The 26196-nt window shown below is 40.8% G+C and carries 21 protein-coding genes; 3 read left to right on the top strand and 18 right to left on the bottom strand.

Translation table 11 applies throughout. From position 1 onward, the window contains the following. Positions 1 to 210 precede the first annotated feature (210 nt). From NST25_RS14560 to NST25_RS14525, 8 genes are all read right to left on the bottom strand, one after another. Entirely contained in the window at positions 211 to 3000 is a 2790-nt protein-coding gene (locus NST25_RS14560; RefSeq protein WP_340394288.1) for a glycoside hydrolase family 3 C-terminal domain-containing protein, read from the bottom strand. A 180-nt stretch (positions 3001 to 3180) separates the two neighbouring features. Further along, positions 3181 to 4662, bottom strand: coding sequence for an Lsa family ABC-F type ribosomal protection protein (locus tag NST25_RS14555; RefSeq protein ID WP_340394287.1), 1482 nt, complete (start codon positions 4660 to 4662; stop codon positions 3181 to 3183). A 301-nt stretch (positions 4663 to 4963) separates the two neighbouring features. Further along, positions 4964 to 5872, bottom strand: a complete 909-nt coding sequence (locus NST25_RS14550) for an NAD(P)/FAD-dependent oxidoreductase (protein WP_339191021.1) — start codon at positions 5870 to 5872, stop codon at positions 4964 to 4966. Between the two features lie 279 nt (positions 5873 to 6151). Next, positions 6152 to 6664 carry a DinB family protein gene (locus NST25_RS14545; RefSeq protein WP_076125721.1) on the bottom strand — a complete coding sequence of 171 codons (513 nt, stop codon included), beginning with the start codon at positions 6662 to 6664 and terminating at the stop codon, positions 6152 to 6154. 413 nt (positions 6665 to 7077) lie between these two features. After that, positions 7078 to 7623 (bottom strand): CueP family metal-binding protein, encoded by a 546-nt coding sequence (locus tag NST25_RS14540; protein ID WP_076278438.1) that lies wholly within the window; start codon positions 7621 to 7623, stop codon positions 7078 to 7080. A 212-nt stretch (positions 7624 to 7835) separates the two neighbouring features. Further along, entirely contained in the window at positions 7836 to 8702 is an 867-nt protein-coding gene (locus NST25_RS14535; protein WP_339174188.1) for an SDR family oxidoreductase, read from the bottom strand. Between the two features lie 195 nt (positions 8703 to 8897). After that, positions 8898 to 10649: a HAMP domain-containing sensor histidine kinase gene (locus NST25_RS14530; protein WP_339174185.1), complete on the bottom strand. Its 1752-nt coding sequence runs from the start codon at positions 10647 to 10649 to the stop codon at positions 8898 to 8900. Then, a complete protein-coding gene (locus NST25_RS14525) occupies positions 10646 to 11401 on the bottom strand; it encodes a response regulator transcription factor (protein WP_339191016.1) in 756 nt (251 codons plus the stop codon). The genes NST25_RS14530 and NST25_RS14525 overlap by 4 nt, the downstream gene beginning before the upstream one ends. 191 nt (positions 11402 to 11592) lie before the next feature. Between NST25_RS14525 and NST25_RS14520 the strand changes: the two genes are divergently transcribed. Further along, complete coding sequence (locus tag NST25_RS14520; protein WP_076184558.1) at positions 11593 to 12624, top strand: M23 family metallopeptidase; 1032 nt, start codon at positions 11593 to 11595, stop codon at positions 12622 to 12624. A gap of 200 nt (positions 12625 to 12824) precedes the next feature. Then, positions 12825 to 13700: a deoxyribonuclease IV gene (locus NST25_RS14515; RefSeq protein WP_076303784.1), complete on the top strand. Its 876-nt coding sequence runs from the start codon at positions 12825 to 12827 to the stop codon at positions 13698 to 13700. A gap of 44 nt (positions 13701 to 13744) precedes the next feature. Here the strand turns inward: NST25_RS14515 and NST25_RS14510 are convergent, their stop codons facing one another. The 10 genes from NST25_RS14510 to NST25_RS14465 form a co-directional block, all read right to left on the bottom strand. Further along, positions 13745 to 14068, bottom strand: coding sequence for a hypothetical protein (locus tag NST25_RS14510; protein WP_036677934.1), 324 nt, complete (start codon positions 14066 to 14068; stop codon positions 13745 to 13747). Between the two features lie 84 nt (positions 14069 to 14152). Then, positions 14153 to 15373 (bottom strand): GNAT family N-acetyltransferase, encoded by a 1221-nt coding sequence (locus NST25_RS14505; RefSeq protein ID WP_340394284.1) that lies wholly within the window; start codon positions 15371 to 15373, stop codon positions 14153 to 14155. A gap of 94 nt (positions 15374 to 15467) precedes the next feature. Continuing rightward, positions 15468 to 16835, bottom strand: coding sequence for a Na+/H+ antiporter NhaC (gene nhaC, locus NST25_RS14500; protein ID WP_076278433.1), 1368 nt, complete (start codon positions 16833 to 16835; stop codon positions 15468 to 15470). Between the two features lie 223 nt (positions 16836 to 17058). After that, a complete protein-coding gene (locus tag NST25_RS14495; RefSeq protein ID WP_076278432.1) occupies positions 17059 to 17685 on the bottom strand; it encodes an HAD family hydrolase in 627 nt (208 codons plus the stop codon). Between the two features lie 58 nt (positions 17686 to 17743). Then, positions 17744 to 19219, bottom strand: a complete 1476-nt coding sequence (locus tag NST25_RS14490) for a DUF4179 domain-containing protein (RefSeq protein WP_339191012.1) — start codon at positions 19217 to 19219, stop codon at positions 17744 to 17746. 17 nt (positions 19220 to 19236) lie between these two features. After that, positions 19237 to 19734, bottom strand: a complete 498-nt coding sequence (locus NST25_RS14485) for an RNA polymerase sigma factor (protein ID WP_076125874.1) — start codon at positions 19732 to 19734, stop codon at positions 19237 to 19239. A 166-nt stretch (positions 19735 to 19900) separates the two neighbouring features. Continuing rightward, a complete protein-coding gene (locus NST25_RS14480) occupies positions 19901 to 22285 on the bottom strand; it encodes a polyprenyl synthetase family protein (protein ID WP_340394283.1) in 2385 nt (794 codons plus the stop codon). Between the two features lie 76 nt (positions 22286 to 22361). After that, entirely contained in the window at positions 22362 to 23132 is a 771-nt protein-coding gene (locus NST25_RS14475; RefSeq protein ID WP_076184551.1) for a flavodoxin family protein, read from the bottom strand. 165 nt (positions 23133 to 23297) lie between these two features. Then, positions 23298 to 23864 (bottom strand): adenylyl-sulfate kinase, encoded by a 567-nt coding sequence (gene cysC / locus NST25_RS14470; RefSeq protein ID WP_076302047.1) that lies wholly within the window; start codon positions 23862 to 23864, stop codon positions 23298 to 23300. A gap of 35 nt (positions 23865 to 23899) precedes the next feature. After that, a complete protein-coding gene (locus NST25_RS14465; RefSeq protein ID WP_076184549.1) occupies positions 23900 to 24979 on the bottom strand; it encodes a saccharopine dehydrogenase NADP-binding domain-containing protein in 1080 nt (359 codons plus the stop codon). Between the two features lie 128 nt (positions 24980 to 25107). Between NST25_RS14465 and NST25_RS14460 the strand changes: the two genes are divergently transcribed. Next, a complete protein-coding gene (locus NST25_RS14460) occupies positions 25108 to 26193 on the top strand; it encodes a helix-turn-helix transcriptional regulator (RefSeq protein ID WP_339191007.1) in 1086 nt (361 codons plus the stop codon). Positions 26194 to 26196: the final 3 nt, after the last annotated feature.

Below are 26196 nucleotides of genomic sequence, written 5' to 3'. Positions count from 1 at the left end.
ATCAGGTTTTACTGCAAAATTGTGGACATACGGCTTTCTATGTATTCAAATTTAAACTTCACCAAAAAGTAAATCCTCCAATATAGATTATTTACAATTCAACAGTAATCGTTCGGCTGTGTGCCTAAACAATTATGTTTATCGTAAACATCCTTATTGGAGGATTTGCATTAGCGCAGGGTTTTTCCTTTAACTTATATTTAGAGCTACTTAGTCAACTTTATTAAATTCGATCCAGTCGATCTGTAAACCTGGTTTAATGAATTCCAGTTTCATTTCATAAAGACCTGCTTCGAGTTCTACTTTCACAAGCTTTTGTCTAATCCATTGACCTTCTGTCCCGTTGGTTTGAATGGTTGTCATCAATTGATCATTCAAATTAACATTGCATGCACTTTGAGCCAGCTCAGGTTCTGTTGACATGATATGCACGAGGATCCGATATTGTCCAGCTTGGCCAACTTCAAAGAAAGTCGATCCTTCAACGGCTGGCTTAACCTGTGGATTTTGAGATAAGGATTGTACTTGTTCTGCAGTAAGTGAAGGATTAGCCTTAAAGGACTCAACTGTTTCAACAATTTGCTGTTTTCTCGAGAATACTGGAGCATGTATGATGAACTCACAAATATTCATTGCAGAACGTTGCAGCTCTCCTCTAGTCAAAGATCCATTTTCCAAGGATTCAATGGTGTTGTCATTCCATCCATTAATTTCGGCGCCATAGTTAGCTACAACCATGTACAGGTCATTTTGTGCACGGACCATCCAATTTGTAAATTTCCGGTCTGCAGCTCCACCATTAACGACATCATTCATGATAGCCCACCAGTCTGTCATGACAATACCTTTGAAGCCCCATTCTCCGCGGAGAATTGTAGTGTTCAAATCGTAATTTGAAGCGGCCCAATGTCCATTAACAGGGTTATAGGAGGTCATAATTGAATTCGCTCCACCCTGCTTCACTGCAATTTCAAAACCTTTCAAATAAATCTCGCGAAGCGCACGTTCCGACACAACAGCGTCTACTTTACTGCGATGTTTCTCCTGATTATTGCAGGCAAAATGCTTCAGCGTGGCATTAGAGCCACCTTTCATAATCCCACGTGTACATGCAGCCGCAAACACCCCAGAGATCAAAGGATCTTCAGAAAAATACTCAAAGTTGCGGCCATTAAGCGGGCTGCGACGAATATTTAGACCTGGTCCAAGCAAGGTGTCTATGTTGTTTCGTACCAACTCTTCTCCTTCTAACACATACAGCTCTTCGACTAATTCGGCATTCCAAGTAGCTGCAAGAAGCGTTCCGATCGCAACCTGAGTCGCTTTTGCTCCACTATCCATACGAATTCCTGAAGGACCATCTGCCGTACATGCAACAGGGATTCCTAAGTTATATAGACTATCACTTACTCCTCCAAATGCAGAAGCTGTACCCGGTGTAACCAATGGGCTGCTCATACCTTCACCCCGTACAATGGCAGCCAAATCATCGTCACTAAGCTGGGCAATAAAAGCTTCCATACTAACTTTTTGTTCAAATACATCTCTTAATTTATGCCCTTGATTGCCTGTCTGGGAGATCGTTGTTGGTAGATTGCTCTCGATCCGTTCTGCTAACGAAATCTTGCGTGTTGGAACCTCTGCATAAACAAGTTCATATGAACCGTCTGATTTTTGAACACCAGGTTGCATTCTTGTAAAGCTTTGCGTGGGTGCAAGAGCTTCTTGTAACTGTTCCACAACTTGAAGAGTTTCCACGACATAGCCGCTATTCCCTTCAACCTTGACTTCCTCCACTTTTTTAACACTCGTTCCCACAAATATGCGGTACGTGCCTTCTTCTAGCACATAAGCGGAAGCATGCCCTGACACACCAGCATCATCATAGGAAGCCATTGAATGAACAGGGAAACTCACGGTAAGACGTTGTGCTTCGCCTGGCTGAAGGACTTCTGTTTTTGCGAAGGCTGCCAAAGCTTTAGCAGGCTGTCCCAATTTTCCTTGTGGAGCTTCATAATAGACCTGAACAACCTCTTTTCCAGCAAAGGTAGTTCCTGTATTAGTTACGGTTACGCCGACTTCAACATTAAGTTCGCCAGCTTTGTAAATAAGTTTAGCTTCTTCTGGCTCGAGCTTAAACGTGGTATACGATATTCCATAACCAAATTCATATTGAACCTTTTCTGGGCAAAATGTCTCGAAATAACGATAACCAACATAGATATCTTCCTGATAAAGGTTTGTAAATTCATTACCGTAGTTGTGTGTTGACGGGTAATCGTTGATGGAATATGCGATCGTGTCTGTTAATTTTCCGCTTGGAGTTACTTCTCCAGCCAGCACGTCCGCAATTGCATTACCACCTTCCATTCCCCCCTGCCAAGAGTAGATGACAGACGAAATCGGATTTTTATAGCTTTCATCGTTCAGCCAGCTCATATCAATAATATTAGAGACGTTCAGTACAACAATCGTTTGCTCAAAATATGTAGTTACCTGCTTCAGCATCGCTTTTTCATCAGCTGTTAGTTGGTAGCTTCCTGAACCATCGACATTATCCTGATCTTCTCCTGCTGTACGTCCGATTACAATGATTGCTTTGTTCGATTTACTTCTAGCCTCAGCTACCAATTCGTCGGATAAAAGCATTTCCTTCTGGTTCCATGGCTCTGCAGCCCAAACGCCGCCACCATTATCAAATGGATTTTGCTCAATCCACTTCTCATATACTGCTGCCAAATCTTCGTTGACCGTAAGGTTCTTTTTACTGCGAAGACCGCCCAGCAGGTTGGTCGTATAAGTAACATGAACACTACCGCCCGAACCAGTACCACTGCGATAATAATTCACTTGAGTTCTGCCAAAAACAGCAACATTATCACTTTCACCAAGCGGAAGCACCTGATGATCATTCTTCAACAGTACCGCACCTTCTGCTGCTACCGTCCGGCTAAATTCTGCAAAACCTTCTAATGGAATTCCCACACTCTGTGTACTCAACTTGTTTCCTCCTGTTGTTCAATTCTATAGGTTGTTTCTTTAGGCATCAATTACATATCATAAAGTTTAACTATACCATTATAGTACATTGGATAACTGTAATATATATAATAATTATCTTTATTAATATAATAATATTGGTCTGTTAGAGTTGGAAATTTTCAATCGATGTTAAAAATATCAGCTAAGTTCAATGATCTTCGTGGCAACATTATGGCAAAATTCGCGATCATGCTCCACAAAAACGAGTGTTGGTGTATATTCAAGCAATAGCTCCTCAATTTGCATACGTGAAATAACATCAATAAAATTAAGCGGTTCATCCCAAATATACAAATGAGCTTTTTCACTAAGACTTTTGGCGATCAGGACTTTTTTCTTTTGGCCGCCACTGTAAGTGGATATATCCTTATCAAATTGAATTCTGGAGAAATCAAGCTTTCGCAGAATAGATTTAAAAAGACTTTCATCTATCCCATTCTCTCTAGCATAATCTGTTAAATCGCCCCGTAGATCTGAAGTGTCTTGTGATACGTAGGAAATGATAAGCTGGCTATCCATAGTGAAGGTGCCGGTATAATCTATATCCTCACCGCAGATCAATTTGATGATACTTGATTTTCCGGAACCATTTTTACCCGAGAGTGCAATTCTCTCCCCCTGCTCAATGGTAAAGCTTACTTCTGAACACACCCTTTTCTCTCCGTAAAAAACCGAAACATTGTCCAGCTCCGCAAGATGACGTTTATGATAAGCAAGCTGCGTAATCTCTAAGTTCTCAGAATTTTCGATGTTTTTAAGAAGCTTAGACTTTTCGTTGATGGCAGATTGCTGTCTCTGCTCGATGGCTTTAGAGCGTTTCATCATTTTAGCGGCCTTGTGTCCAACATAACCTTTATCTAACTTAGATCCAGAATTTCTAGTTCCATTTTTAGTTTTTTCCACCTCATGTGACCAGTTACCTGTTCGTTTAGATGAGGCTGACAAGCGTTTGATATCTCTTCTAAGTTTTTCGTCTTCCGCTATCTCAAAGTTATCTTGTCTGACTTTATTCTCCCACCAGCTAGAAAAATTGCCCTTTTGAATCTCTATATTGGTTTTGTTAATTGACAAGATGTGGTCCACACAATTATCAAGAAAGGATCTGTCGTGAGAGACCAGAATATATCCACTTTTCGTATTGAGGTAATCACTGACAAGCTTTCTTGCCGTCATATCCAAATGATTTGTAGGTTCATCAATCAACAGGAAGCTATTTTCCTTAATGAATAATGTGGCTAACAGCACTTTCGTTTGCTCTCCGTTAGACAATGAATCAAAGGGACGATATAACACATCCTCAGAAACCTTTAGCAAAGAAAGCTCTCGCATTAATTTCCAATGAATATAATCCGGAAAAATCTCGCTGATCACATCTATGGTGTTAAGCTCCTTGTTATTCACCTGAAAGGGGAAATATTCAAAGCTGACATGAGCAGAAATATTACCGCTGTATTCATGCTTTCCAAGCAATAAGCTAAGAAATGTAGTCTTTCCTCGACCATTTCTCCCTGTGAAACCTAATTTCCAATCGGTATCGATTTGAAAGTTTACGTTCTCAAATATGTTATCGTAGCTGCCTTCATAGGCAAAGGTTAGATTTGTGACATTTATTAATGACATAAAATAATCCTCCTGTATTTTAACAAAATAAAAGCCACAAGAAAGTTACTTTCTTGTGACTCAAATAAATACAGCAAATCCAGCCCCAAATGGAGTTAGATATGGATATATTTTCGAGTGAAAAGAAGTAGTAACTTTCTTGCATACAAAGAATAAAACAAACGAAATAAACCATTGTTGTTGTTTTATTCATCATGGGACGCAAGAATAATTACTACACTATACTTTTCAACTCCGATCATTAATTTGTAATTATGTTATCATGCATACTTATTATTTTCAACTTCCTACCCATAATTCGTTAAAAAAGTTCAAATTCTTCTTCTATAAGATCCATATTTACACTCATAGCTGTCCGACTCCCGTCAGCCGCGGCAAACACTAACTGAGAAGGCATAAAATAAGAAACATCTCCAGCCGAATATAATCCTGGAATCGAGGTTCTCCCCGCACCATCCGTGCTAAACCCACCAGAATCATTCCGCTTTACAGTCAAATGGTCTACGATTGATGACGTTTGGATCAAATTCGGAGAAATAAACCCTCCCGTTCTTAAGATCTCAGTACCATCTGCAAAGCGAACCGCCTGAAGTTGCCCGTCATGACCCATAAAAGAGGAAACTGTTTGTTCATTGACTACAACTCCCTTAGCCTCAAGACTTTTTTTCTGTTCATCTGAAAGGAATGTCTTGCCGTTCGTGCAGATAACCAAATCTTTACTCCAATTGAGCAGCATTTTAGCCATATGAAAAACATGTGGATTTTCGCAAACAACGACAAGGGGTTGATCTCGTAATTCCCAGCCGTCACAATACGGGCAATTAAACAGACTTTTTCCGTATAATGGTCGTAGGCCCTCTATCTCAGGAAGGACCTCTTTTAACCCGGTCGCCAAAATCAATCTGCGAGCTTCAATGTGACGACCAAACGAATCATGTACCGCAAATCCAGAATCATTTTTGTTAATCGAAATAATCTCAGTCTGGATATGCTCAACTGACGGATAACGTAGTACCTCCTCATACGCAATACGACGAAACTCGGCTGGTGTAACCCCGTCTCTTGTAATAAAACCATGTGATGCATGGGTAACAGCATTCCTTGGCTGATTATTATCAATTAAAGCTACTTTTCTTCTTGCCCTACCAAGAACAAGGGCTGCGTTCAAGCCTGCGGGTCCACCACCAACAATAATGCAATCGTAAATCATATGAATCATCTCCTATATGCAGATATTAAAGACTCTTTTTGTCTATTATTAAACCAAAAAAATATTCGTTCCATCATAGACTTAATGAATCTATAATATCTCCAAATTAGCTAAAGTGTCAACCCAAACTTTCCGATCCTCCGTGAGTTTTATTTAGTGTAATACTAGAAAAAAGTAAATAAGCCCATTACCGTATGTTTGGAGGTAACTTAATACTCCAATATATCAGGTAAGAGCTATATGTTGAACTTACTTGGCAGTGCAGGGCTTCCTCACTTATCAACCTTCACCGTTTGCTAATTCTAAATCATCAGCCGAGGGTCCGTAAAGACCAGGTACCGGCACGTCAAGCAGCCGCAGATAAACTCCAAGCTGCGCCCGGTGGTGAACCATATGATTCAATCCGATGGTACGAAGCGCAGCTGCCCGTGTCTGACGACGGATGATCTGCTCCCCGTTCCGCAAGGTCCACTCCGCGCCGAGCATCTCCACATTGCTTGCAGTAATTAATTCCTCAATCTCACGAGCTTTCAGGTCGAACTCTTGTAGAACCGCGTCGGGACTCTCCAGTGCTTCTCGTCGATATGCCACAGATGCCAAATCAAACTCCGAGTAAAGTAGAATTGCAGATTGCCAGCTCAGAAGGTTAACGAGGTGTGTGGCCAGCCCACCCAGGCTCATTGACTTAGAGTGTGGTTTCCATGTCATATTCTCTTGAGGCAGCTTCTCCAGTATCCGACGTGTACCAGCCAGCTCTTGCAAAACATCCCCAATGATCAGCTCTTTAACCATTCATCTCTCTCCTCTCTTCTGTAAAGCAATTTCTTTTGATCATTCGTGTGATACTTTTGATTTCTTTTCCCAAACACTTTCTAACTCTCCGCTAGATCGGACCGAGGTGCACTTATTTCGTAGATTTATAGCATTTCACCAGGTTATCGGACCCAGATGCAGTTATTTCCCTAAATACACTCCAATTCTGTGCCATTACAAGCCAATAAGAGCTATGCAGTCCGATAAGCTTGAAAAATGCAGCGAAAATCTAAAATAGCTGCAATGGAGTCCGATACGATGGACATTTGGCGAAAGTCCAATACAGAATACATCAGAAGGAAGATCTAATTGGATTATCAATAACGACTTCGACATCGCTTAAGAAACATCCTGCTGAGCATTCGCTTTTCAAGTCTTCTCTCTGCAACTTTTTAGATACTTTCTGCCAATTGCATAGTTGTAACACATGTATTATCACTCTTAAAAGTGGAAAGCTCAGATTTTGCTGTTTTTCCGTCCTGCTCAATGGTTACGTTATATTGTTTGTCCCGGGGCAACCAAAGATCAATAAATCCGTTAGATAGCGATTTCATTTCTTGATCCACAATCACATTGCCTTCGCTGTCTTCGATATATACTTTAAACTCATCATCCGTTAATTCCCCTTGGCAGCCAGTCAAGCTATGTGTTGCGCAAGGATGCGTATTCTCCACATATGGAGCTATAGAAACAAAAAACTCATCTTTAGGCAAGTCGTAAGTTTTCTCTTTATTGTTACTATCGGTTACAATAAGTTGCTCAGAAGTGATAGACGCGGACAGGTTTTCCAGACTGCTTGAACTATATTCTTGCACTAATTGCTTAATGTCGGTTGTATCTTGTGCTGAAGGCGTATCCTTATCGATACCTCCCAATAACAAATACGCACCTAATGCAACAACCGCCGCTCCCGATACCACCAAGATATTTCTTTTCATTTGTAATCATCTCCTTCGCTTATTCGCCAGATTATGTACTCACTCAAAGTATCTTCCATTTCTTTTAGTATAACTAGTTAAACTAAACTAACACAATTATGAACAAGGCAAAATAGTGAAAAGTTATGTATTTGATTCATCCTCTATCAACACAAAAAAAGGCCTCCTCACTGGTTTTTCAACCTCGAGGAAGCCTTTTATCTTTTATATTATTATGCTTGTAAATTACCGACCATAACACGAATGACATCCGCAAGAGGAGTAGCTGAACGTTTCAGCAGTTTCTCTAAATCGCTACTTTCAATATTAAGCCAACCTTCACGAATCCCACGTTGTATAGCTACAACTATTGGAAGCGCAGCTTCTGGGACACCCACCTCCGACATGGTCTTGGCATAAGCCTCGTCGTCAACCTGGATTACTTTGATTTCTTTACCGATTACACTGCCTATGATCTCAGTCAATTCCTCTTGTGTTAAAGGGTTGCCAGACAATTCATACACTGTGTTCTCATGTCCGTCACCTGTCAGAACATTTGCTGCAGCTTCTGCATAATCTCCGCGTGTAGCCCAGCCAACTTTACCATTCCCTGCTGAAGTCACCCATGGGGCACCTGCTAGAGCACCTTGAATGGAGCCGATCTCATTCTCCAAATACCAGTTATTACGGAGGAAGCTGTAAGGAATGCCTGTTGCGCGAATAGCTTCTTCGGTGATGCGGTGAACTTCAGCAAGAAATAGTTCACTCTTGTCTGCTTGTCCTACACTTGTGTAGGCAATGAAGCCGACGCCTGCTTTTTCCGCAGCAGCAACAGCTGCTTTATGTTGACGAATCCGGGTTTCATTATCACCATCTGCAGATACAATTAATAATCGATCCACACTGGCAAATGCTGATTCCAGCGTCTCAGGTTGATCAAAATCACCATGACGGACTTCCACTCCACGTGCCTGAAGATCACTTGCTTTTTCTGGGTTCCGCACACTAACTACAAGATCACTTGCGGGTACAGTTTTAAGTAAAGCTTCTATCACCAATGATCCGAATTGACCTGTTGCTCCTGTTATTGCTATTTTCATTTTTACTTCCTCCTCAAATTAGGATGATAAATTTATTTTAACCACTACCTGTAACTATTGTAGTTACAATCAGTTTGGATGTCAACTTATTTATGATCCCAACTCTGGCTGGATAATAAACAGGAGAATTAAAAAATTATATTCAGAACAAAAAAACCACCGTCATTTCCGTTAGGAAAAACGCTGGTTCTATGATTAGCTCCAACTCAACTTAATAATGGTCCCTTGTCCAGGGCTACTCTCAACAGCAATTCTGCCCTCCATACATTCGATTAATCCCTTGGAGATCGCCATGCCAAGGCCGGATCCGTTGGAGCTAGATACGGTGTCCGTTCCTCGATAATAACGTTCAAATAATCGGTTAAGTGTGACTTCATCCATTCCATCGCCATCATCGGAAAATTGAATAGTAAATCCACTGTCCAAATCATTCATAGTAAGCGAAACCGTTAAAATCGTATCCGAGGGGTTATGAAGTAAAGCATTCGCAGTCAAATTGTTCACAACCCGCTCTAGCCATGGAGTATACAATCGGGCCCTCACTTCGTTTGGTGCCGGCACAAATATAATTCGCTGCTTCCCGTATTCGGGATTTGCAGCAGCTTGATCAAGGGTTTGATGTAACCAAGAGTTCAATTCCACTTCCATCAGCTCTGGTGGCTTGATCCCTGTTTTTAGCCGATAGGTCATGGCAAGATCACTGATCAGCATGTCCATATGGGCTGATTTATCCAGCATCGTCCTTGTAAACTTGCGAACTTCCTCTTTCGACCAATCATACGAAGGCTCCGCCAGTAAATGAGCATAACCAGTTATAGAAGATAAAGGAGTTTTTAAATCATGTGTAACACCTGCGATCCATTCTTCCCTCAAATTCTCTGTTTGTTGCCGCAACGCCTGATCTCTCTGCAAATTAGCAGATAATTTCTCTATGGAGACCATTACATCAGAAAAAACCCGGTATCTCCGCCTCCATTTACCTACGTGTGTTCGACTACGACGATTTCCTTTACGGTCCAAAGGCTCTGTATATATGGCATTTCCAATAGAATCGAGCCATACAAGCATATGCAGCATTGGCGCTCCAAACCTATGAGCTTGCCATAAAGATAGCAATATAAATGCAAGCAATAAAGCCGCGAGCATTGCTAATGAGCCTTTAATGACAATTTTAACCTCTTCAGGTACCCATACCTTTTGTCCTGTATCTGCACCCTTTACGTTCGGTTGTCCAACGATCCATGTTTGGCCCGTTTGTTTATCAAAAGAAGATCGGACATGATAGCCGTAACGTTCACTGTAGAGAGTGCGTAGTGCTAGCTCTGGCACTGAGTACTTGGTGGGAATCATCTTTGGCCTATTATAGGAGAGCAGCTCCGTACCCGATGAATCAATGAGTTGAACAAAAGCCTGTGATGATTTAATTTCTCTTTCAATCGAATCAGGCAGAACCAGATCTCCATCTACTGCATCAAATGTACCTTCGCTCATTTTTTTTAACAAAGGATCTAGTGTATTTGGCGCGCCATAAAGAAGCGTGAATTGTCTCCCATTTTTCTCTTGAATCCATACAGCCAGAGTATACGGAAAAGGCTGAGTCCCTGTCCAATAGGCGACTACTTCACCCGGTCCATATTGAATTGGGACATCTTTTGGAGTGTTGTAGGCACTTTCAACTTTTCCATTTTCATCGATATTTTGCAGCCAGCCCTTATTCTTCTTCACTTGCTCCAGCAAGCTCGGGGAAAATTGAATGCCCTTCTCATCGATTTTGGAGGATTCAACCAGTTGCTCTAAGCCAACATTAGCAAAATCACGCGTAATACTGATATCGAGAAAACGCAACAGCATCCAAGTAAACGTTACTGCTGCAATAGCGAGAACAACCATTCCCGTAATTGCTAGCTGTAGAACGAACCTTAACGTTAACCGACGTTTGATATTCATGGCATGGACAACTCCTGGCGGTCTACCTTCACCAGCTTATAACCAAGACCCCTAACGTTAACAATAAATTTTGGATCGGACGGGTCTGCTTCGATACGTTCTCTAATTCGATGAATATGAACCATGACCGTATTATCATCGCTCAGTGCTTCATCGCCCCATACTTTCTCATATAACTCACTTTTGCTGAAAATCTGATTAGGATGTTTGCATAAGAAGACCAGCAGTTGAAATACAAGTGCCGGACAAGCAACAGACTGACCCTCTACCAGGAGTTCTCCCGCTGTCTCATCTAGCTTAAACCTTCCGTAATCATATACATTTGCAGATTTATTGGGGACTATTTCTACACTCTTGCCAGTAGCCTGTTGGTTAGCAGAAGCAAAATATCTCCGCAGTTGTGCTCTTATACGAGCCACCACTTCAAGCGGGTTAAAGGGCTTGGTAATATAATCATCTCCGCCTATAGCAAATCCCGTTAATTTATCGAAATCAGACGTTCGAGCAGTCAGAAAAAGAATAGGGGCATCCGTCGTCTGACGGATAAAAGGGCAGATTTCGATACCACTTCGTCCGGGCAGCATTACATCCAGCACAATTAAATCATATTTTTTGGATTCACAGGCACTTACTGCTTCCTCACCTGTTTGCACTGTATCTATATTGACGTAGCCCTCCTTACGCAGCACTGTCTCCATAATGTCTAAAAGTGATACCTCATCATCAACCAATAAAATTGAAGCCTCATTCATATAAATTTTCCCTTTCACAATAGACGTTTTTAACATCATAGCATGATTTTTTTGGCTAGCAATCTTACTAATCTTAACGGAAGCTTAATTCGTATTCATTAAATAGCTAGTAAATTATGTAAGTGTTAATATAGAATTTCAGAAGAGCTAAGGATAGACTGCTACAATCGTAATACTGGGAGGCGATATATATGAACAAAAAACCTAAAAAAATCATTCATAAAGTTATTTTGAATACAAGAACTGCATTGGCTGTAGGGTCATTGTCTTTATTAATGGCTGCCTGTGGAGGAGAGAATGCAGATGTGCCGACTACTGAAAAGGCGGAGCAGACAACAAGCCCGGCCACAGCTGCCATTCTGAGCGGATTTGCTCCAGATGAACTATCAAAGATTCTACTGGACGGGAAGTACAAGGAGTTGTATGCCCGCTTTAATCAGCCTTTAAAAGATGAAATAAGTGAAGCAGAATTAACAGAGACAGGAAAAGAATTCACAAAGGGTATCCATACATTGGAAAAGGCATCGACCATGCAGCTTAATGGATTTGATCGACGCACATGGGTTAGTGATGCTGGCAATAAGGGGCTTGTCGGGATGTTTGATCCGGATGGGACGATTACATTAATTCAAGTTCAAGAGCTTACCCCTTCTCCTGAAACCGACAATGTACTAAGCAAACATGAATACGCACTGCCGTTTGAGGGAGATTGGTATGTATTTTGGGGTGGTGAGAATGTGCTTGTGAATTATCATTATGAGTTAGAAATCCAGCGTTACGCTTACGATTTTATCCAAACCAAAGATAACTATTCCTATACAGGAGATCCACTAAAAAATGAAAGCTATTATGCCTTTGGCAAAAACATCCTCGCTCCAGCGGACGGCACCGTTGTATCGGTTGTGAATGACATTAAAGACAATGAGCCAGTTGGGGTCATGAATCCGAATCAAGCTACCGGAAATATCGTTGTCATTGATCATGGCGGGGAATATAGTCATTTGGCGCATCTCAAACAAGGGTCAGTTACTGTAAAACCGGGGGATAAAGTCGAAAAAGGTGAAGTTATTGGCTTAACAGGTAATTCTGGTAATACGAGCGAGGCCCATCTACACTTCCAAATCTCAGATGGAGCTGATCTATTCACTTCCCGGGCAATCAGAGTTAAATGGGAGAAAAATTTAAAACCAATTCAAGGTGAGACTATTTCCGCCGCTAATTAGCGCTAAATTCCGGGTCGCTAAGGTTGTCTCTCATAAATAATAAATCAGATGAGACAACCTTGATCTTCCCTAAAAAACATCCTACTTTCTTGTAATACCAATACATATAATCCGGGTAATTCACAAATAATAATAGACATATAGGATATATAGTGACTAAATATGGCTCTCTTTTCAGAGGAAAGGAAGTGTCAACCCCGATGTCTTTACTCCTAGGCTCTCATGTGTCTATGACCGGAACAAAAATGCTCCTTCGAGCTAGTGAAGAGGCAGCCTCTTATGGAGCGACCACCTTCCTTTTTTATACCGGAGCCCCACAAAATACACGCCGCAAACCCATTGAAGCTTTGAATATTGAAGCAGGACATGCTCATATGAGAGATAACGGTATTTCTAATATTATTGTACACGCTCCATTTATTGTTAACTTAGGAAATACACTTTCGGCACAGGTCTTTGAGCATAGTATAGAGTTTCTTCAATCAGAAATCATAAGAACAGAAGCTTTGGGTTCAACCCAAATCGTCCTACATCCTGGCTCCCATGTTGGTGCTGGCTCTCAAGCTGGAATCTCTCGGATCGTGGAAGGCTTAAACGAAGTGCTAACAGATAAACGAAATGTTCAGGTTTCATTAGAAACTATGGCTGGAAAAGGTAGTGAATGTGGAGTCTCTTTTGAAGAACTTGCAGCTATTATTGATGGAGTCACCCATAATGAGCGTCTATCAATTTGTTTGGATACTTGCCATATCCATGATGCCGGTTATAACGTAAAAGAAGATTTTGATGGCATATTGGATAAATTTGATCGATTGATCGGAATAGAGCGACTAAAGGTAATTCACGTCAATGATTCAAAGAATATTATGGGCTCACATAAAGACAGGCACGAAAATATAGGACACGGATATATCGGCCTTCAGGCGCTTCGATATGTGGTCCACCATCCTCAACTATCAACCATTCCCAAACTCCTAGAGACTCCCTCCATCGGTGAAAAGAAATATGTAAACGCACCCTATAAGCATGAGATTTCCTTGTTAAGGGGAGAAACAGATGAGCTGGTAAAAAAATAAAAACCGCCAATTACGCGGTTTTTCATCTGTGCAGCCATGATCGACTATCCTTTTGTGGAATCAATTGTAGTAGGTGCAGTTCCATTTACCTGGAGTTTTTTTAACGAGTTTTTCTTTGCTGTTAATTCTTTGGAAAGATCAGCTTGCAGGCGATTCATGTTCTTAATTTCATCGTTAAGCTTTTTGATTCGCGTCATTTTACTGCTCAAATCTGTGTGAGACTTGCTAAATTTCATATCCTGTTCTAATTGATTAATTTTGAATTTGGATTTTTCTTTTTTGTTCTTCACGTTTTTGAGCTTGCTCTCTACCTCTATGATTTCTTGTTCTAACCTTTGGATCATTGGTTTGGTGAAATTAATCGCCATTCTTACACCCCATATCATTTAGTGTTGCCGAGAATCAATTCTACTATAAAAGAAGAAAAAAGCACACTCATTAGAGTATGCTTTTTAAAAATAATCAGAGAAATAAGGATGTTCTGGCCTGATTAACCCTTCCAGGAATTGAACTGTAGCTTCATCTGCCTGGATCCGACCGATCCTAGCCAAATAGGTAGGTCGCTTATAGCCCATTAACATCGTGGTTAAAGTAGGAATGTCAATCAACAAAGAAGGGTTAGTCCCTCCTGCGTGCAAAACACCTGTTCCATCTTTATCCACATTAAGCGTAAATGTACCCCGGTTCCATTCCAGCATCGGATCACTCAAGGTGAAGATAAGGTAACCATCTTTATCCTGTTTTTTAAACGGATACTGTTCGATAAATAATTGCACATCCACTATCCTGGCCATAAAATAAGGAGCAATGGTTTCCTTGATGTCACCATCATCTAAAACGAAGGAAAGCGGCTCCCCTTTATAAATATCCCCTTTGACAAGAGTAATCATCGAAAAATGTGCACTTATAAAGTTCCATAATCCCACGCGAGCTTCTTCGTTAATATATACCATTTCTTTGATGTAAAAGATCTCCTCAGCAACCCAATACAACAAATACCCCGTGGGCAAATCATCATTGTTATAGTAGATGCCCACTGTCATTTCATCCAGATCCCAGCGTAAATATTCTTCCCAAGCCAACTTATTTCGAAGCATAGCTCCATGATGCTGCATGGAGAACTGATCATATATCTCCTTGATATCTGGATGTTCAATAGTTACCCGCTCCACGTTCCCAGGAACTTTTTTAGTTTTCGGCAGCTGGGTATCCGGAACTTCAAATGAGATTTTATCGGTAATGATCTCCCAGCCTTTCCGCCTATAATACGGAATAGAATACGGAAATAGATAAGAAATTGATTGCTTGCGGCCCCGCATTTTAGTTAATGCATGCAACATCAGCTTATTCATTAAACCTAAATTAGCATATTCGGGATAGGTTCCAACACCCGTCAGGCCACCCATCTCATAAATTCGCCCAAAAATATTTACTTGAAATGGGTATACTGCTAACTGTGAAATCAATTTATCACCATCAAACCAACCGACCACATCAGCATACTTTAGAACTGGCAGCTTCGCTTGGGTGATTTCACGATTTTCCCAACCAAAGATTTGTAAATCACGATTCGTCACTTGAAATACATAACGCAATAAATTATTAAATTGCTCTGCATGTTTAGTCTCGACATTTGCTAACCTGATTCTATCCTGCAACTTATTGCGACTCACTAGCAATACCCCCGCTGAATTCCCCAGATATAAATCAGAAATCACTCTTATTATTCTTTATATCCGTTCAATAAATACATTCTTTCAGAGAAGGTTAGCCTAACGAGTTCTTTTGCAGCTTCGGGATCAAAGCATACGCAAACGTGATGAATGGGCTTAACCACAGAAGGGTGGCATAAGGTATATATTCAATTACCGGCACACCTAGTGTAGCAGCGAAAAAAGCACCGCTAACTCCCCAAGGAATTAAAGGATTAACAAGGGTTCCACAATCCTCTAACGTACGGGATAGTGTCTTTGCTGGAATGCCTCGGCGATTATATTCATCTTTGAACATTTGACCAGGCAACAAAATAGAAAGATACTGTTCACCAGTCATCCCATTAACCGCAATGGATGATGCGCCGCTCATAAGCACGATACTGCTTTTACGTTTGAGGGGTTGAATGATTTTGCGAAAAAAAGCCTCTATGACACCACAATGTTGTATTAGCCCGCCTAATGATAAAGCAATCAAGATAAGTGAAACGGAACTCATCATTGATTGCATTCCACCTCGGTTAACGATAGAAGCAACGGTTTCATTGGCAATAGTACTTTCGTATCCATTCTGCATCACACTGAACCAGACACCGATTTCTGCCTGCTGCTGAATAATAGCGGTCACCAGAAGACCAGTGACAATGCCAACCATCAGTGTAGGAAGGATTGGGATTCGTTTGATTGAGCAAATAATAACGGCAAGTGGTGAGATCAACGTTAACCAGTGGATATGAAATCCATCTTGTAGAGCAAACTTAATCCCCTGAATCGACGATAAATCAATCGCATCGGCTTTTGGTGCGAACAAGAAAAAGACAGTAGTTATTATAAGCGCCGGAATCGTTGTGTACATCATATTACGAATATGTGTGAACAAGGATATACCTACCACTGCAGGTGCAAAATTCGTCGTATCGGATAAGGGTGACATTTTATCACCAAAACAAGCTCCGCAAATGATCGCTCCAGCAGCAAGTGTGGGAGAAATCCCTGTCGTCAAAGCAATACCCATCAAAGCTACGCCGATCGTGCTAACGGTGGTGAATGAGCTTCCAGTAAACATAGAGACGACAATTGTGACATATAACGCGCTTACTGCAAAGTAGTTCGGATTAATATAATCCATACCATAAAATAAAAGTGTAGGCACCGTACCACTCATCATCCATACAGCGATCAATATTCCGATTAGCATGAGGATAAGAATGGGCATTATAGCTGTTTGGATGCCTTTAATGATAGCTGCCTCAATATCTTTCCATGACACGCCAAATAAACCCAATAAGACTGCTGTGCCAACTGTGGTTGCGAGAAGAGGGATATGAGGTTCTGCTTTCAATAGGAAAATAGATACAAAAAGAAGTGCGAAAATAAAAGCGATGATAATCATACTTTTTGAAAAACTAAGCTGACGGTCCATAACGATAGTGCTCCTTAACATTGTGATTGGGATAAAATTCGGAGATTGCGGTGCTTCCTTACTTTTAAGCTTTTAAGCTTTTAGGCTTTTGGGCAATGAAGCACAGAGGTAATATTAACGATAAGATAGAGAAGAGTCAATGTTAAGAACATACAATGAAGGTTTTTCCATTAAAAAAACAGAGGGCAAAATGCCGCTCTGCTATATATTCACCCTATTCACTTTACAATTGCAGCTTTAAAATATCCTGCGGAGTTTCAAATTTATATTTCGCGGGAATATGCTCATGCTGCTTGCATCCCCATAAAGCTAATCCAAAATCGACACCAGCATCTCTTGCACATTCATAATCATAGATCGTGTCTCCTATGTAAATAGATGATTCAGGGTTTGCTTTTGATACTCTAATAAATTCTAGCAAGGGGTCTGGATGTGGCTTATGCTTTGCTGTATCTTCTGCGATAACGGTATATGATAAATATTTAGTTAAGCCAAATGGAACGAAATCGTCATTTAGCTCATCTCTTGTCTTGGAAGTCACAATTCCTTGAACGATCTCTTTTGACTGTAATGAACTCATTACATCTACAATTCCGTCAAAGATGTTAATAGTATCATAGAAATCTTTCATGAAAACATTCCATCTCTCATTGCCCTCATGAATATCTTCGATCCCAAGTTGTGGTAATGAAGCTGAACCGGGAATACCTAACACAAAATAGAGCTCTGACAATTCATACTCTCTGTTATGATCCACCTTTAACATCTTTTGCAGAGAACTCAAAACAGCGATTTCTGTATCAATTAAGGTTCCATCCACATCAAAGATTACAGTGTTATAATTACGCATAACTACCTCCTATAGGATTACAACTAATACAAGATTATTAATCGTTAAGCTTAATCTATTACTTAGTAAATAACTCTACGGCTTGCGTATCCATAATCGGATTGATATATTTCTCTAGCATAATCGTTAGGGGTTGAGGATAATCTTTCGCTCCCTTTCCAAAAGTATAACGCATTTCATCCACGGCTGTACCATCCTTTGAAGTCATGTAACCACCGAAGTTTCCTGCCGAAGTTGTTTTGATTGCTCTTTTATGCACATTTCCTTCCGCATCAGTAAAAGTCTCAGCAAGTCTAGTGTAGTATTTTAAATATTCGGCATCAGTAATTGTATGCCGCAACAAGATCTCTCCTTCATCAGCATAATTCTCTTGCGTTGGAGCAACAAGCTCAAGGCCACTTCCCGGTGCTTCAATGATTTGCTGCTTATTGAGATCGACAACAATTTTCATTTTATTCTTTTCCACTGCCGAGATACCAAAGGTTTTTAATGAAACGGTGTCTGGCTGACGGTTTAGACTGCTCTGGCTGTTCCTGAACACCAGCGTAAACTTGGAGTTGTCCGAATAGACTTCAGAATTGTCTGAGTTGACGATGTCGGGGTAAAATAATTTTTCGGTAGCTCCACCATTTGTATTAATCAGAACTGGATTAATCAATTGGAAAATTTGTTTATCATTGTTCGGATCATACTCCAAATCTACATAGGTACTAAGCGGTGTATATTGCACTAGATTCACTTTAATCTTTTGCCCGTCAACTGTCAGCGTTTTATCCGTTTTTAGAATTCTTTCCTGTGCTTTGAGCATATCAGGATTAAGTTCGAAAGCAACATCCAGATTAGTCCGGTACTTATTACTACTGGATTGTAGCGCCTTATCTGAAGTTTCAGTGAGAATGACATTATAGTTTACTTCCTTTGGATATTTAACCGTTGGTGAAAGACTAGTAGTGTATATAAAATCCTTAGACTGGCCTGGTTGAATTCGGTTATCGCTGGCAAGCATACTTAGTGCAGCACCTTTATGTAGATTCGACTCCTGTATGCCTTCATATTGAAGCGCAAAATTCGCATGTATAACTTCTTTGTCTGTATTGTTCTGAACACTGTATAGAATATACACCTTCCTTCCATCTGTTACTGCACCAGTTACATCCACTCGGTACCCCTTGTTTTCCGCGCTCTGACCCACCGGCATCACGAGATTCTCTTCCAGAGCACTAGCAAGCGCTGGTTCTAACCTTGAAAATGAACGATAAGCTGCAAAATCATCTGTATTTTTAGGGCTGGCGGTTTGAACTGAAGGTTCAGCCACTTCCTTGGCCGGTAACCCGATTGAAGAGTATGTAAATAAAAGGGCTGCGGCTGCGATCACTCCCAAACCTGCGGTATAAACGCGGCGTTTCTCACGTTTTTTTCCTTCCATAATTCCCTTTCGCATCGCGTTATAAATTTTCATTTCCTGTAAAGTTTCAGTATTCTGATTCATTTCATCAACATTTTTCTGCAAAATACGATCTTCTTTATCTGTCACTCCGTTCACCTCCCATATCACTTCAGCACATTACGAAGCTGTTTAAGTCCCTCGCGTAACCAGGTTTTGATTGTACCTTCAGGTTTTTTTAGCACTTTTGCGATTTCGATTGTAGTCATGTCATTGTAATATTTAAGAAGTACCACATGCCGATATTTGGGCTTTAATCGGTTCAGAGCACGTTCCAGATCAATCCGGTCGTTACTTTTCATTTCCTGAGTTGCAACCTCTGCCAGCTTCTCCGTAGGAATCACTCGTTTTTTTCGTCGTAGTTCATCCATACAGCAATTGATCGTAATTCGAATCAACCAAGGTGTAAATGACTGTTCATCTTTAAGCTTCTTACGTTTCATCCAGGCTCGACATGAAGCCTCTTGTACAACTTCTAACGCGTCCGCTTCTGTCCGTAGATAACTATAAGCGACGGTGTACATTTTCCGATGCTCCACATACAGGCGTTTAAAGAAAACTTCCTCATCCATTCGGGCAAAATCAACCATTCTGACCTCGTCCATCGTCCTATCCACCACTCACCACACCCCCTCTTTTTTTGTCAGTGTCGGTATTAGGATAAAGTCATCGTTCTGATGTTCTTATAAGTAAGACGGAGTTGAACGTAAAAACGATTGATTTTTTTCATAAAAAAGTGCTGGCAAAGATGCCAACACTCCATTTTCATATTTATCGATCACGATTAACCATATAATTCAATAGATGTTTTAAAAAATTGATATTGCGGGGGATCTCTTTTAGCGCCTCCATGGCAAGACAATAGTGCTCCCACATCTCTTTTCTAGCGCCTTCTGAACCCAGAATGGATACAAACGTTGCATTGTTATTCTCAACATCCTGCCCTGTGGGCTTACCCAGTAATTGTAAATCCCCTTCCAAGTCGAGTAAATCATCTTTAATCTGAAAAGCAATCCCCGCATGATAAGCGAATTTCTTCAAAGCTTCAATTTCTGTCTCCTTAACCTGTGCGAGAATCGCTGGCATAACTAGTGAAGCTTCGAACGCAATGCCCGTCTTATAGAAACAAATCATATTTAATTGCTCTAGCGTCAATGCTTTCCCTTTAGAATTCAAATCCATCGCTTGCCCCATGCAGGTATCTTCCGCCTTTTGAGCTGAATATTGCATTAAAGCAATTACGGATTTAGCATCGAATGTAGAAAGGGATGCCTGTTCCTCAATCGACTTCTGAATTAGAAAGAGTCCTGTCAATTCCGCCGTTGCGCTATTATACACCTCATGTAGAGTTGAACGGCCTCTTCGAGTGGGGGCATTATCCTGAGAGGGCAGATCATCGAAAATTAAGGATGCAGTATGCATATATTCCAAAGACCTCAAAAGCGGCACAATTGCCGCGCTGTCTAATCCGTATTCGTTCACCCCCATAACCCAAGTCAGAATAGGTCGTATTCGCTTGCCATCACCCTCTAAACTATAATTGGCTGCATCAATTAACATTTCTTTCATAGCTGGTGTCCCAACAGGTTTATTAATCGGCAATTGATTGTTGATTTCACCACGAACCTTTTGAATCGTATTGTGAAAATCCACCTTTTCCTGCTTGTTGTTTTTTAAATTCGTAAGCATTTGATCTCTTAGTAGTTTGTCAAAAAAATCCACATCATCAGCTTTCAACACCATTTGCTGCACGAGTCGATTAAATTCGGGTTGACCCGAAGCAAAGATCTCCATAATCTCTTTATACTTTTCAGTACCCACACGTACTTTACAACGCTTCAAACCGTTAATTGCTCGATCTAGAATCACTTCACGGGTTTTGGCATCGGAGTGATATACGGAATGGATTAGATGAGAGATGACGGTCCAGTATAATTCAAAAGGGTTTATCAAATCTGAACGTTGATCACGGTATTTCAGAAAATAGGTATACGGCGTTACCGCTCCCTCTTTCATATCGTCAAACATATCTGCAAAATCATCAGCCAGTTGATTGTAAAGACCATAATAAAAAGTGCGTTGATCAAATCCATCATCTGTAGGTGCACTAATAACGGATCGGACAATTAAACGGGAAGAAGAGGATTTTAAGATAATGGGGATATAAAGCTCTTCATTGGTGTAATTAGCGTTGGAAAGTTCCTTAACACGGTCCAGCTCCTGAGATTGAAAAAACACAAAGGATTGCTCGAAAAATATGTTCTGCATTTCTGGACGTTGATAGCTTTTAATATATTCGAAAGCTTCACTAAGCTCCGAATGTACGTATCGAATGAATTCCATGTTCTCTCCGGACCATTCTCCAAGCTCAGGCACAGATCTAGTAAGGACAGCGTCGCGTATCATGAGGGAAAATTGCTCTTTTTCTTGAACCGTTAAGACACTGGAATCGAGAAGATCATCAATAAAAGGGTAAGTCAGCCCATAAGAATAACCAAGTCTAATGGCTTCACTAAGCTTCTTAGAACGTTCCAAAGGTGGGGTACTCTCCCCCATTTCCTCCATTACATGCAGAATGACCCCGATAATGATCTTAATTAACTTACGCTGCGCTTGTTCAGCATTCATTTCCTGCGGAATATGGGTTGATACGTTCTTTAGCTTGTCGATCACCCAGATGGTGGCGGTCTCGACGCCTTCTTTCTGCGCCCAGCGATATACTCCTGCCAAGCTCATAAATTCCGATTGATCTCTTATCGTTGTTGAATCGTCTGGGATCAATTGAGATCTAATGTCAGCAACCATTCGCTGAATCCTGTTTTGTGTATCAGTAGAATCCAAGGCTTTGCCCAGATCCCTCATATATAAATAGGACACGCTGCGATCTAAATAATCATCCAATTTACCGTTAAGATTCAGCCAGCCTATATACCTATGATAATCCTGCGAATCAGGTTTCCTTTTCCCTCTAGAGAAAAATGACAACCATGAGCGGCGATGAATATGCTGTTTTTTCCATAATTGAATGTCTTCAGTCAGAGTAGATACATAAGTTTTTTCTTTGAACTGCATGTGCAGTGAAACAAAATACTGAGCCGCCCTCTGCTCGGCTAGCGAATAGGCTGAATCGGCATGATCGGTTACATTCACATTCATAGGTGGATTACCTCAACTTCTCTTTTGGTTAATTGTCGGTCATGTTCATATCTTATACGGAGAAGTGTCTTTATGGTTACGAATTCTTCGCCATACGTTTCCCAATAAAGTCAAAGATCAGACCCGCTGTCCTTTTTATAGGCCCCAATGAAACAGGATAATAATAACCCGACTCAAACCAGCCTTGTTCTTTGTAATAACGATAATCCTTGGAATGATCATCAAGCATTGTTTTTATACTTGTACGTGACATTCGAAACAGCATTAATCTGAGAAAAGAAGGAACTGGAGTCTTGGGCGACATAAGGTCCTTATAGAATCTTTCGGAGGCTTTCTTTATTTCTCTCGTCATTTTTTTCTGCGCAACTTCTGTTCTTGGCTCCAAAGTAGTCAAGACACAGCCTTTTGTAACTTGAAATCCGAAATTCTCGCCCATATTACTAAGGTATTTCACAATTTTGCTGCCTCCAAAGATCCCCTGATTGACAATAGCCGTGAAGGTTTTCCCGAAGAATCGAGGTCTATGAAACACAAAAGCAAGCCGGTCCAAGAGGTTCTTCATCGGTGCCGATACATGAAATGCATAATTAGGTGTGGCGAAAATAATTCCGTCAGAATGGATCATTTTCTCCATCAATACATCGCGATCATCCTTTAGTGGACAATATTCCTCACCTTTATTGAAACATATCTTGCAGCCCCGGCAATATTCAAGCCGATAATCTTTTAAAAAGACATACTCAAATTCAATATCACCATATGCTTTTAAATTATTGCCAAATTCACAAACCGCTTCAAAGGTCGCATGCTTTTGTTGATTCCCAATAAATGCAGTAACTTTTTTCATTTGAACCCCTCCATATATGCATATTTTGAATAACACCTTCAATGTGAATGAATTATATTTTATTCATTCACATTGTAGCACCTTGATCCCTTTTATGCGATATAATTCCATTTGAGAATGCAAAAAAAAGAAGCCCGACTTGACCAGGCTTCTGTTAACTTCCCTCTATATCTTTTTAGCGTAATTATGTGTAACAAAATCAACTAGCAGATTCACACTGCTCTCCATATCGTAAATCTCTGTGTTAACTGTCAATTCGGCATGTTCAGGGGCTTCATAAATAGCATCAATACCTGTAAACTCACGAATTTCACCTTTTCTAGCTTTCTTATACAGCCCTTTAGGATCACGTTGTTCGCAGGTTTCTAATGAACATTGCACATAAATCTCTGCAAACTCGCCAGACTGAAAACGATATCTAATCGCTTCTCTAGCAGCTGAAGAAGGTGAAATCATCGGGACAAGCACTATAAAGCCTAGATCCAAAAACATAGATGCTACTTCGGCTGCGCGACGCATATTTTCTTTACGATCCTCTTCTGAAAAGCCTAAATCAATATTCAAACCTTTCCTTAGCTGGTCGCCGTCGATCACAGCACATCGGATGCCTTGCTTAAACAATTCTTTTTCAGCTTGTTGTGCTAGTGTACTTTTTCCTGAACCTGAAAATCCTGTGAACCAAAACACGCCCGCTTTATGACCGTTCAACAGCTCCCAATCTTTTCTATTCATTCTAAGACGCCCCTTTCTATATGATTAATATTATACTAGTTTACCGCAGTCTTGAGAGAAATGGCTGATCCTAATTCCTTCTGTATATACGCTATATCAGTCATCTGCTCAATATGGTAAACTCCACCTGGGGGTGGTGAATCATATAGATGTTTTGCTACTGCCGCTGTTACTTTTGCCGTAATGATAGATTGATTCTTTCCTTGTAATAAAAAATCCGCATGAAGTAATTTACCTTCTGAATTTCTTCCATGTGCCTCAACCTTAATAGCGAACCCATCATCCCCCAAATGCAGCCGCCCCATAACACGAACAATTGAATTCTTCAGCCAGCCTATTTGCAGTAAGCGAACGGCTCCAGTTCTTTTCGTTATTGCCAGTATTTTAGTAACTACAGCTGAATCAAGACAAAATCGTGTAGAGATAGACGATGATTTTAGTGTTCTGCTAAGTGTCTGTTGATCTGAGAATGGAAAACGGTAAGCATATCGCTTACCCATCTCATCACCAAAATGATACAACCTTCTGTCTGTAAAGCTCTCCACCTCAACCTGGCGATTATCCTGCTTCACTTCGAACTTAGCTGCTAAACTGTCAACTGTCCATTCTAGCGCCGCTTTGCCATGAGAATCACCTAATCCGAGCATAATCGCAATTTCTATCTCCTCAATCTGATCCATCTGCCGCTCTGCTTCAAGGGCCAGGAGATTAGTGATGCCGGGAGCAAGTCCTACACTTAAGACAGCACTTGACCCATTGTCTTCAGCTTCTCTCTTGTATTTCTCAATTTCATTCAAAAACAAACCGTTCGCAGATACATCCACATAATGAATACCGCTTCGAAACACCGCTCTTATAAAATCCGTATCCGTTTGATCTAAGCACATAATGATTAATTTCACTCGTTCTAACTTATCAGTAGGTAAAGGTTTATTAATATCCAACTGCATCGGCTTAATTTTCCCATTAGTTGCTTGACTGAATTGCTTTGCTTTTACAAGGCTTCGCCCTGCAGCATATACTTTTCCAGGATATTTTTTCTCTAAGATTTCACAAATGGTACGCCCTACATGGCCATATCCACCGACGACTACAATATCTTCTTTTCTCTGCATTTTATCACCGCATCCTATATAATAGAAATAATTAAGAACCATTCTCAATTATACGGATATGGTTTACATTCACTATCCCATAAATGTGGGATACTTGTTTTTATACTCCATGACTAGAGGGCTGACCTATGAAAACCATAAGACAACTTAATCATATTAAACAACAAATCATAAGGTTAGGTGCTGTTTCTGAATCTTCACATAGCTACCGTACTTCATTACTGTCGATTTTACGCGAGGCTGTACCCTTTGATGCTGCCTGTTGTACCCATGTTGATCCACAGACACTACTCTCGACAGGTGCGGTTACAGAAGATAACGTGGAATCCATTCATCATCACTTGTTCCAGATCGAATACGGTGAAGACGATATTAATCCCTATGAGCAAATGGTTCATAGTAAAGTGCACGTAGCTACTTTATATGAAGCAACCGAAGGGCAGCCAGATTTGAGTGCTCGCTATCAAAAAGTACTGTCTCCGGCAGGATTTGAGGATGAATTACGCGCTGTACTTGTTCATGGAGATGCGTGTTGGGGGTATCTGACACTTTACAGAAAGTCCGGTCAGCCTGTATTTTCACTGGAAGATTGTGAGTGGATAAGCTTAATGCTTCCTGAGATTGCCGCTAGAATGCGGGCTTTCAGTCTTGAGTTGCCTGAGAGAAATCAGACTTGGCTGGAAGAAGATTACGGTTCCGGAATTGCCGTCCTTTCTGATCAACTAATGCTCCTCTCCTCTAATCCTACAGCGGACCGTTGGTTAGAGAAACTTCGTTCATTAGAAAAAATTGATCACCATATCCTGCCACGACCAATTCGGGCGGTGAGCACACAAGCAATCAATAGTCCCTCTGAATCTTCGGGGATGGCAAAGTCCTGTATCCGGATGTCAGACGGACCTTATCTAGTGATCCGGGCTAGCCGGCTTCATGCATACGACGGTCAGACGCAAATTGCTATTTCATTCGAGCCTGCACGTCCAGCAGATATGCTTCCTATCATTGCAGAAGCGTATGATCTGACGAAACGGGAACAGCATTTACTTGAAGGAGTAATTCGCGGATTATCTACTAAAGAATTGGCTGCTGAGTTACATATTTCTGCTTACACGGTTCAGGATCATTTAAAATCCATTTTCGCTAAAGCAGGTGTCAGTAGCCGTAGAGAGCTTATCTGGCATTTACATTCTCGATATAGCATTTCAGAGAAATAGGAT

The sequence above is a fragment of the Paenibacillus sp. FSL E2-0190 genome, from assembly GCF_037992965.1.
In the GTDB taxonomy this organism is placed as follows: domain Bacteria; phylum Bacillota; class Bacilli; order Paenibacillales; family Paenibacillaceae; genus Paenibacillus_AQ; species Paenibacillus_AQ odorifer.
Note: the sequence above shows the minus strand (reverse complement) of the source record. Positions and strands in the feature narration are given on the sequence as shown.

Bases quoted from the DNA above. Each gene is read 5' to 3' on its own strand.
- NST25_RS14555 (WP_340394287.1), bottom strand. From the start codon at position 4,662: ATGTCATTAATAAATGTCACAAATCTAACCTTTGCCTATGAAGGCAGC.
- NST25_RS14550 (WP_339191021.1), bottom strand. From the start codon at position 5,872: ATGATTTACGATTGCATTATTGTTGGTGGTGGACCCGCAGGCTTGAAC.
- NST25_RS14545 (WP_076125721.1), bottom strand. From the start codon at position 6,664: ATGGTTAAAGAGCTGATCATTGGGGATGTTTTGCAAGAGCTGGCTGGT.
- NST25_RS14540 (WP_076278438.1), bottom strand. From the start codon at position 7,623: ATGAAAAGAAATATCTTGGTGGTATCGGGAGCGGCGGTTGTTGCATTA.
- NST25_RS14535 (WP_339174188.1), bottom strand. From the start codon at position 8,702: ATGAAAATAGCAATAACAGGAGCAACAGGTCAATTCGGATCATTGGTG.
- NST25_RS14530 (WP_339174185.1), bottom strand. From the start codon at position 10,649: ATGAATATCAAACGTCGGTTAACGTTAAGGTTCGTTCTACAGCTAGCA.
- NST25_RS14525 (WP_339191016.1), bottom strand. From the start codon at position 11,401: ATGAATGAGGCTTCAATTTTATTGGTTGATGATGAGGTATCACTTTTA.
- NST25_RS14520 (WP_076184558.1), top strand. From the start codon at position 11,593: ATGAACAAAAAACCTAAAAAAATCATTCATAAAGTTATTTTGAATACA.
- NST25_RS14515 (WP_076303784.1), top strand. From the start codon at position 12,825: ATGTCTTTACTCCTAGGCTCTCATGTGTCTATGACCGGAACAAAAATG.
- NST25_RS14510 (WP_036677934.1), bottom strand. From the start codon at position 14,068: ATGGCGATTAATTTCACCAAACCAATGATCCAAAGGTTAGAACAAGAA.
- nhaC (WP_076278433.1), bottom strand. From the start codon at position 16,835: ATGGACCGTCAGCTTAGTTTTTCAAAAAGTATGATTATCATCGCTTTT.
- NST25_RS14495 (WP_076278432.1), bottom strand. From the start codon at position 17,685: ATGCGTAATTATAACACTGTAATCTTTGATGTGGATGGAACCTTAATT.
- NST25_RS14485 (WP_076125874.1), bottom strand. From the start codon at position 19,734: ATGGACGAGGTCAGAATGGTTGATTTTGCCCGAATGGATGAGGAAGTT.
- NST25_RS14480 (WP_340394283.1), bottom strand. From the start codon at position 22,285: ATGAATGTGAATGTAACCGATCATGCCGATTCAGCCTATTCGCTAGCC.
- NST25_RS14475 (WP_076184551.1), bottom strand. From the start codon at position 23,132: ATGAAAAAAGTTACTGCATTTATTGGGAATCAACAAAAGCATGCGACC.
- cysC (WP_076302047.1), bottom strand. From the start codon at position 23,864: ATGAATAGAAAAGATTGGGAGCTGTTGAACGGTCATAAAGCGGGCGTG.
- NST25_RS14465 (WP_076184549.1), bottom strand. From the start codon at position 24,979: ATGCAGAGAAAAGAAGATATTGTAGTCGTCGGTGGATATGGCCATGTA.
- NST25_RS14460 (WP_339191007.1), top strand. From the start codon at position 25,108: ATGAAAACCATAAGACAACTTAATCATATTAAACAACAAATCATAAGG.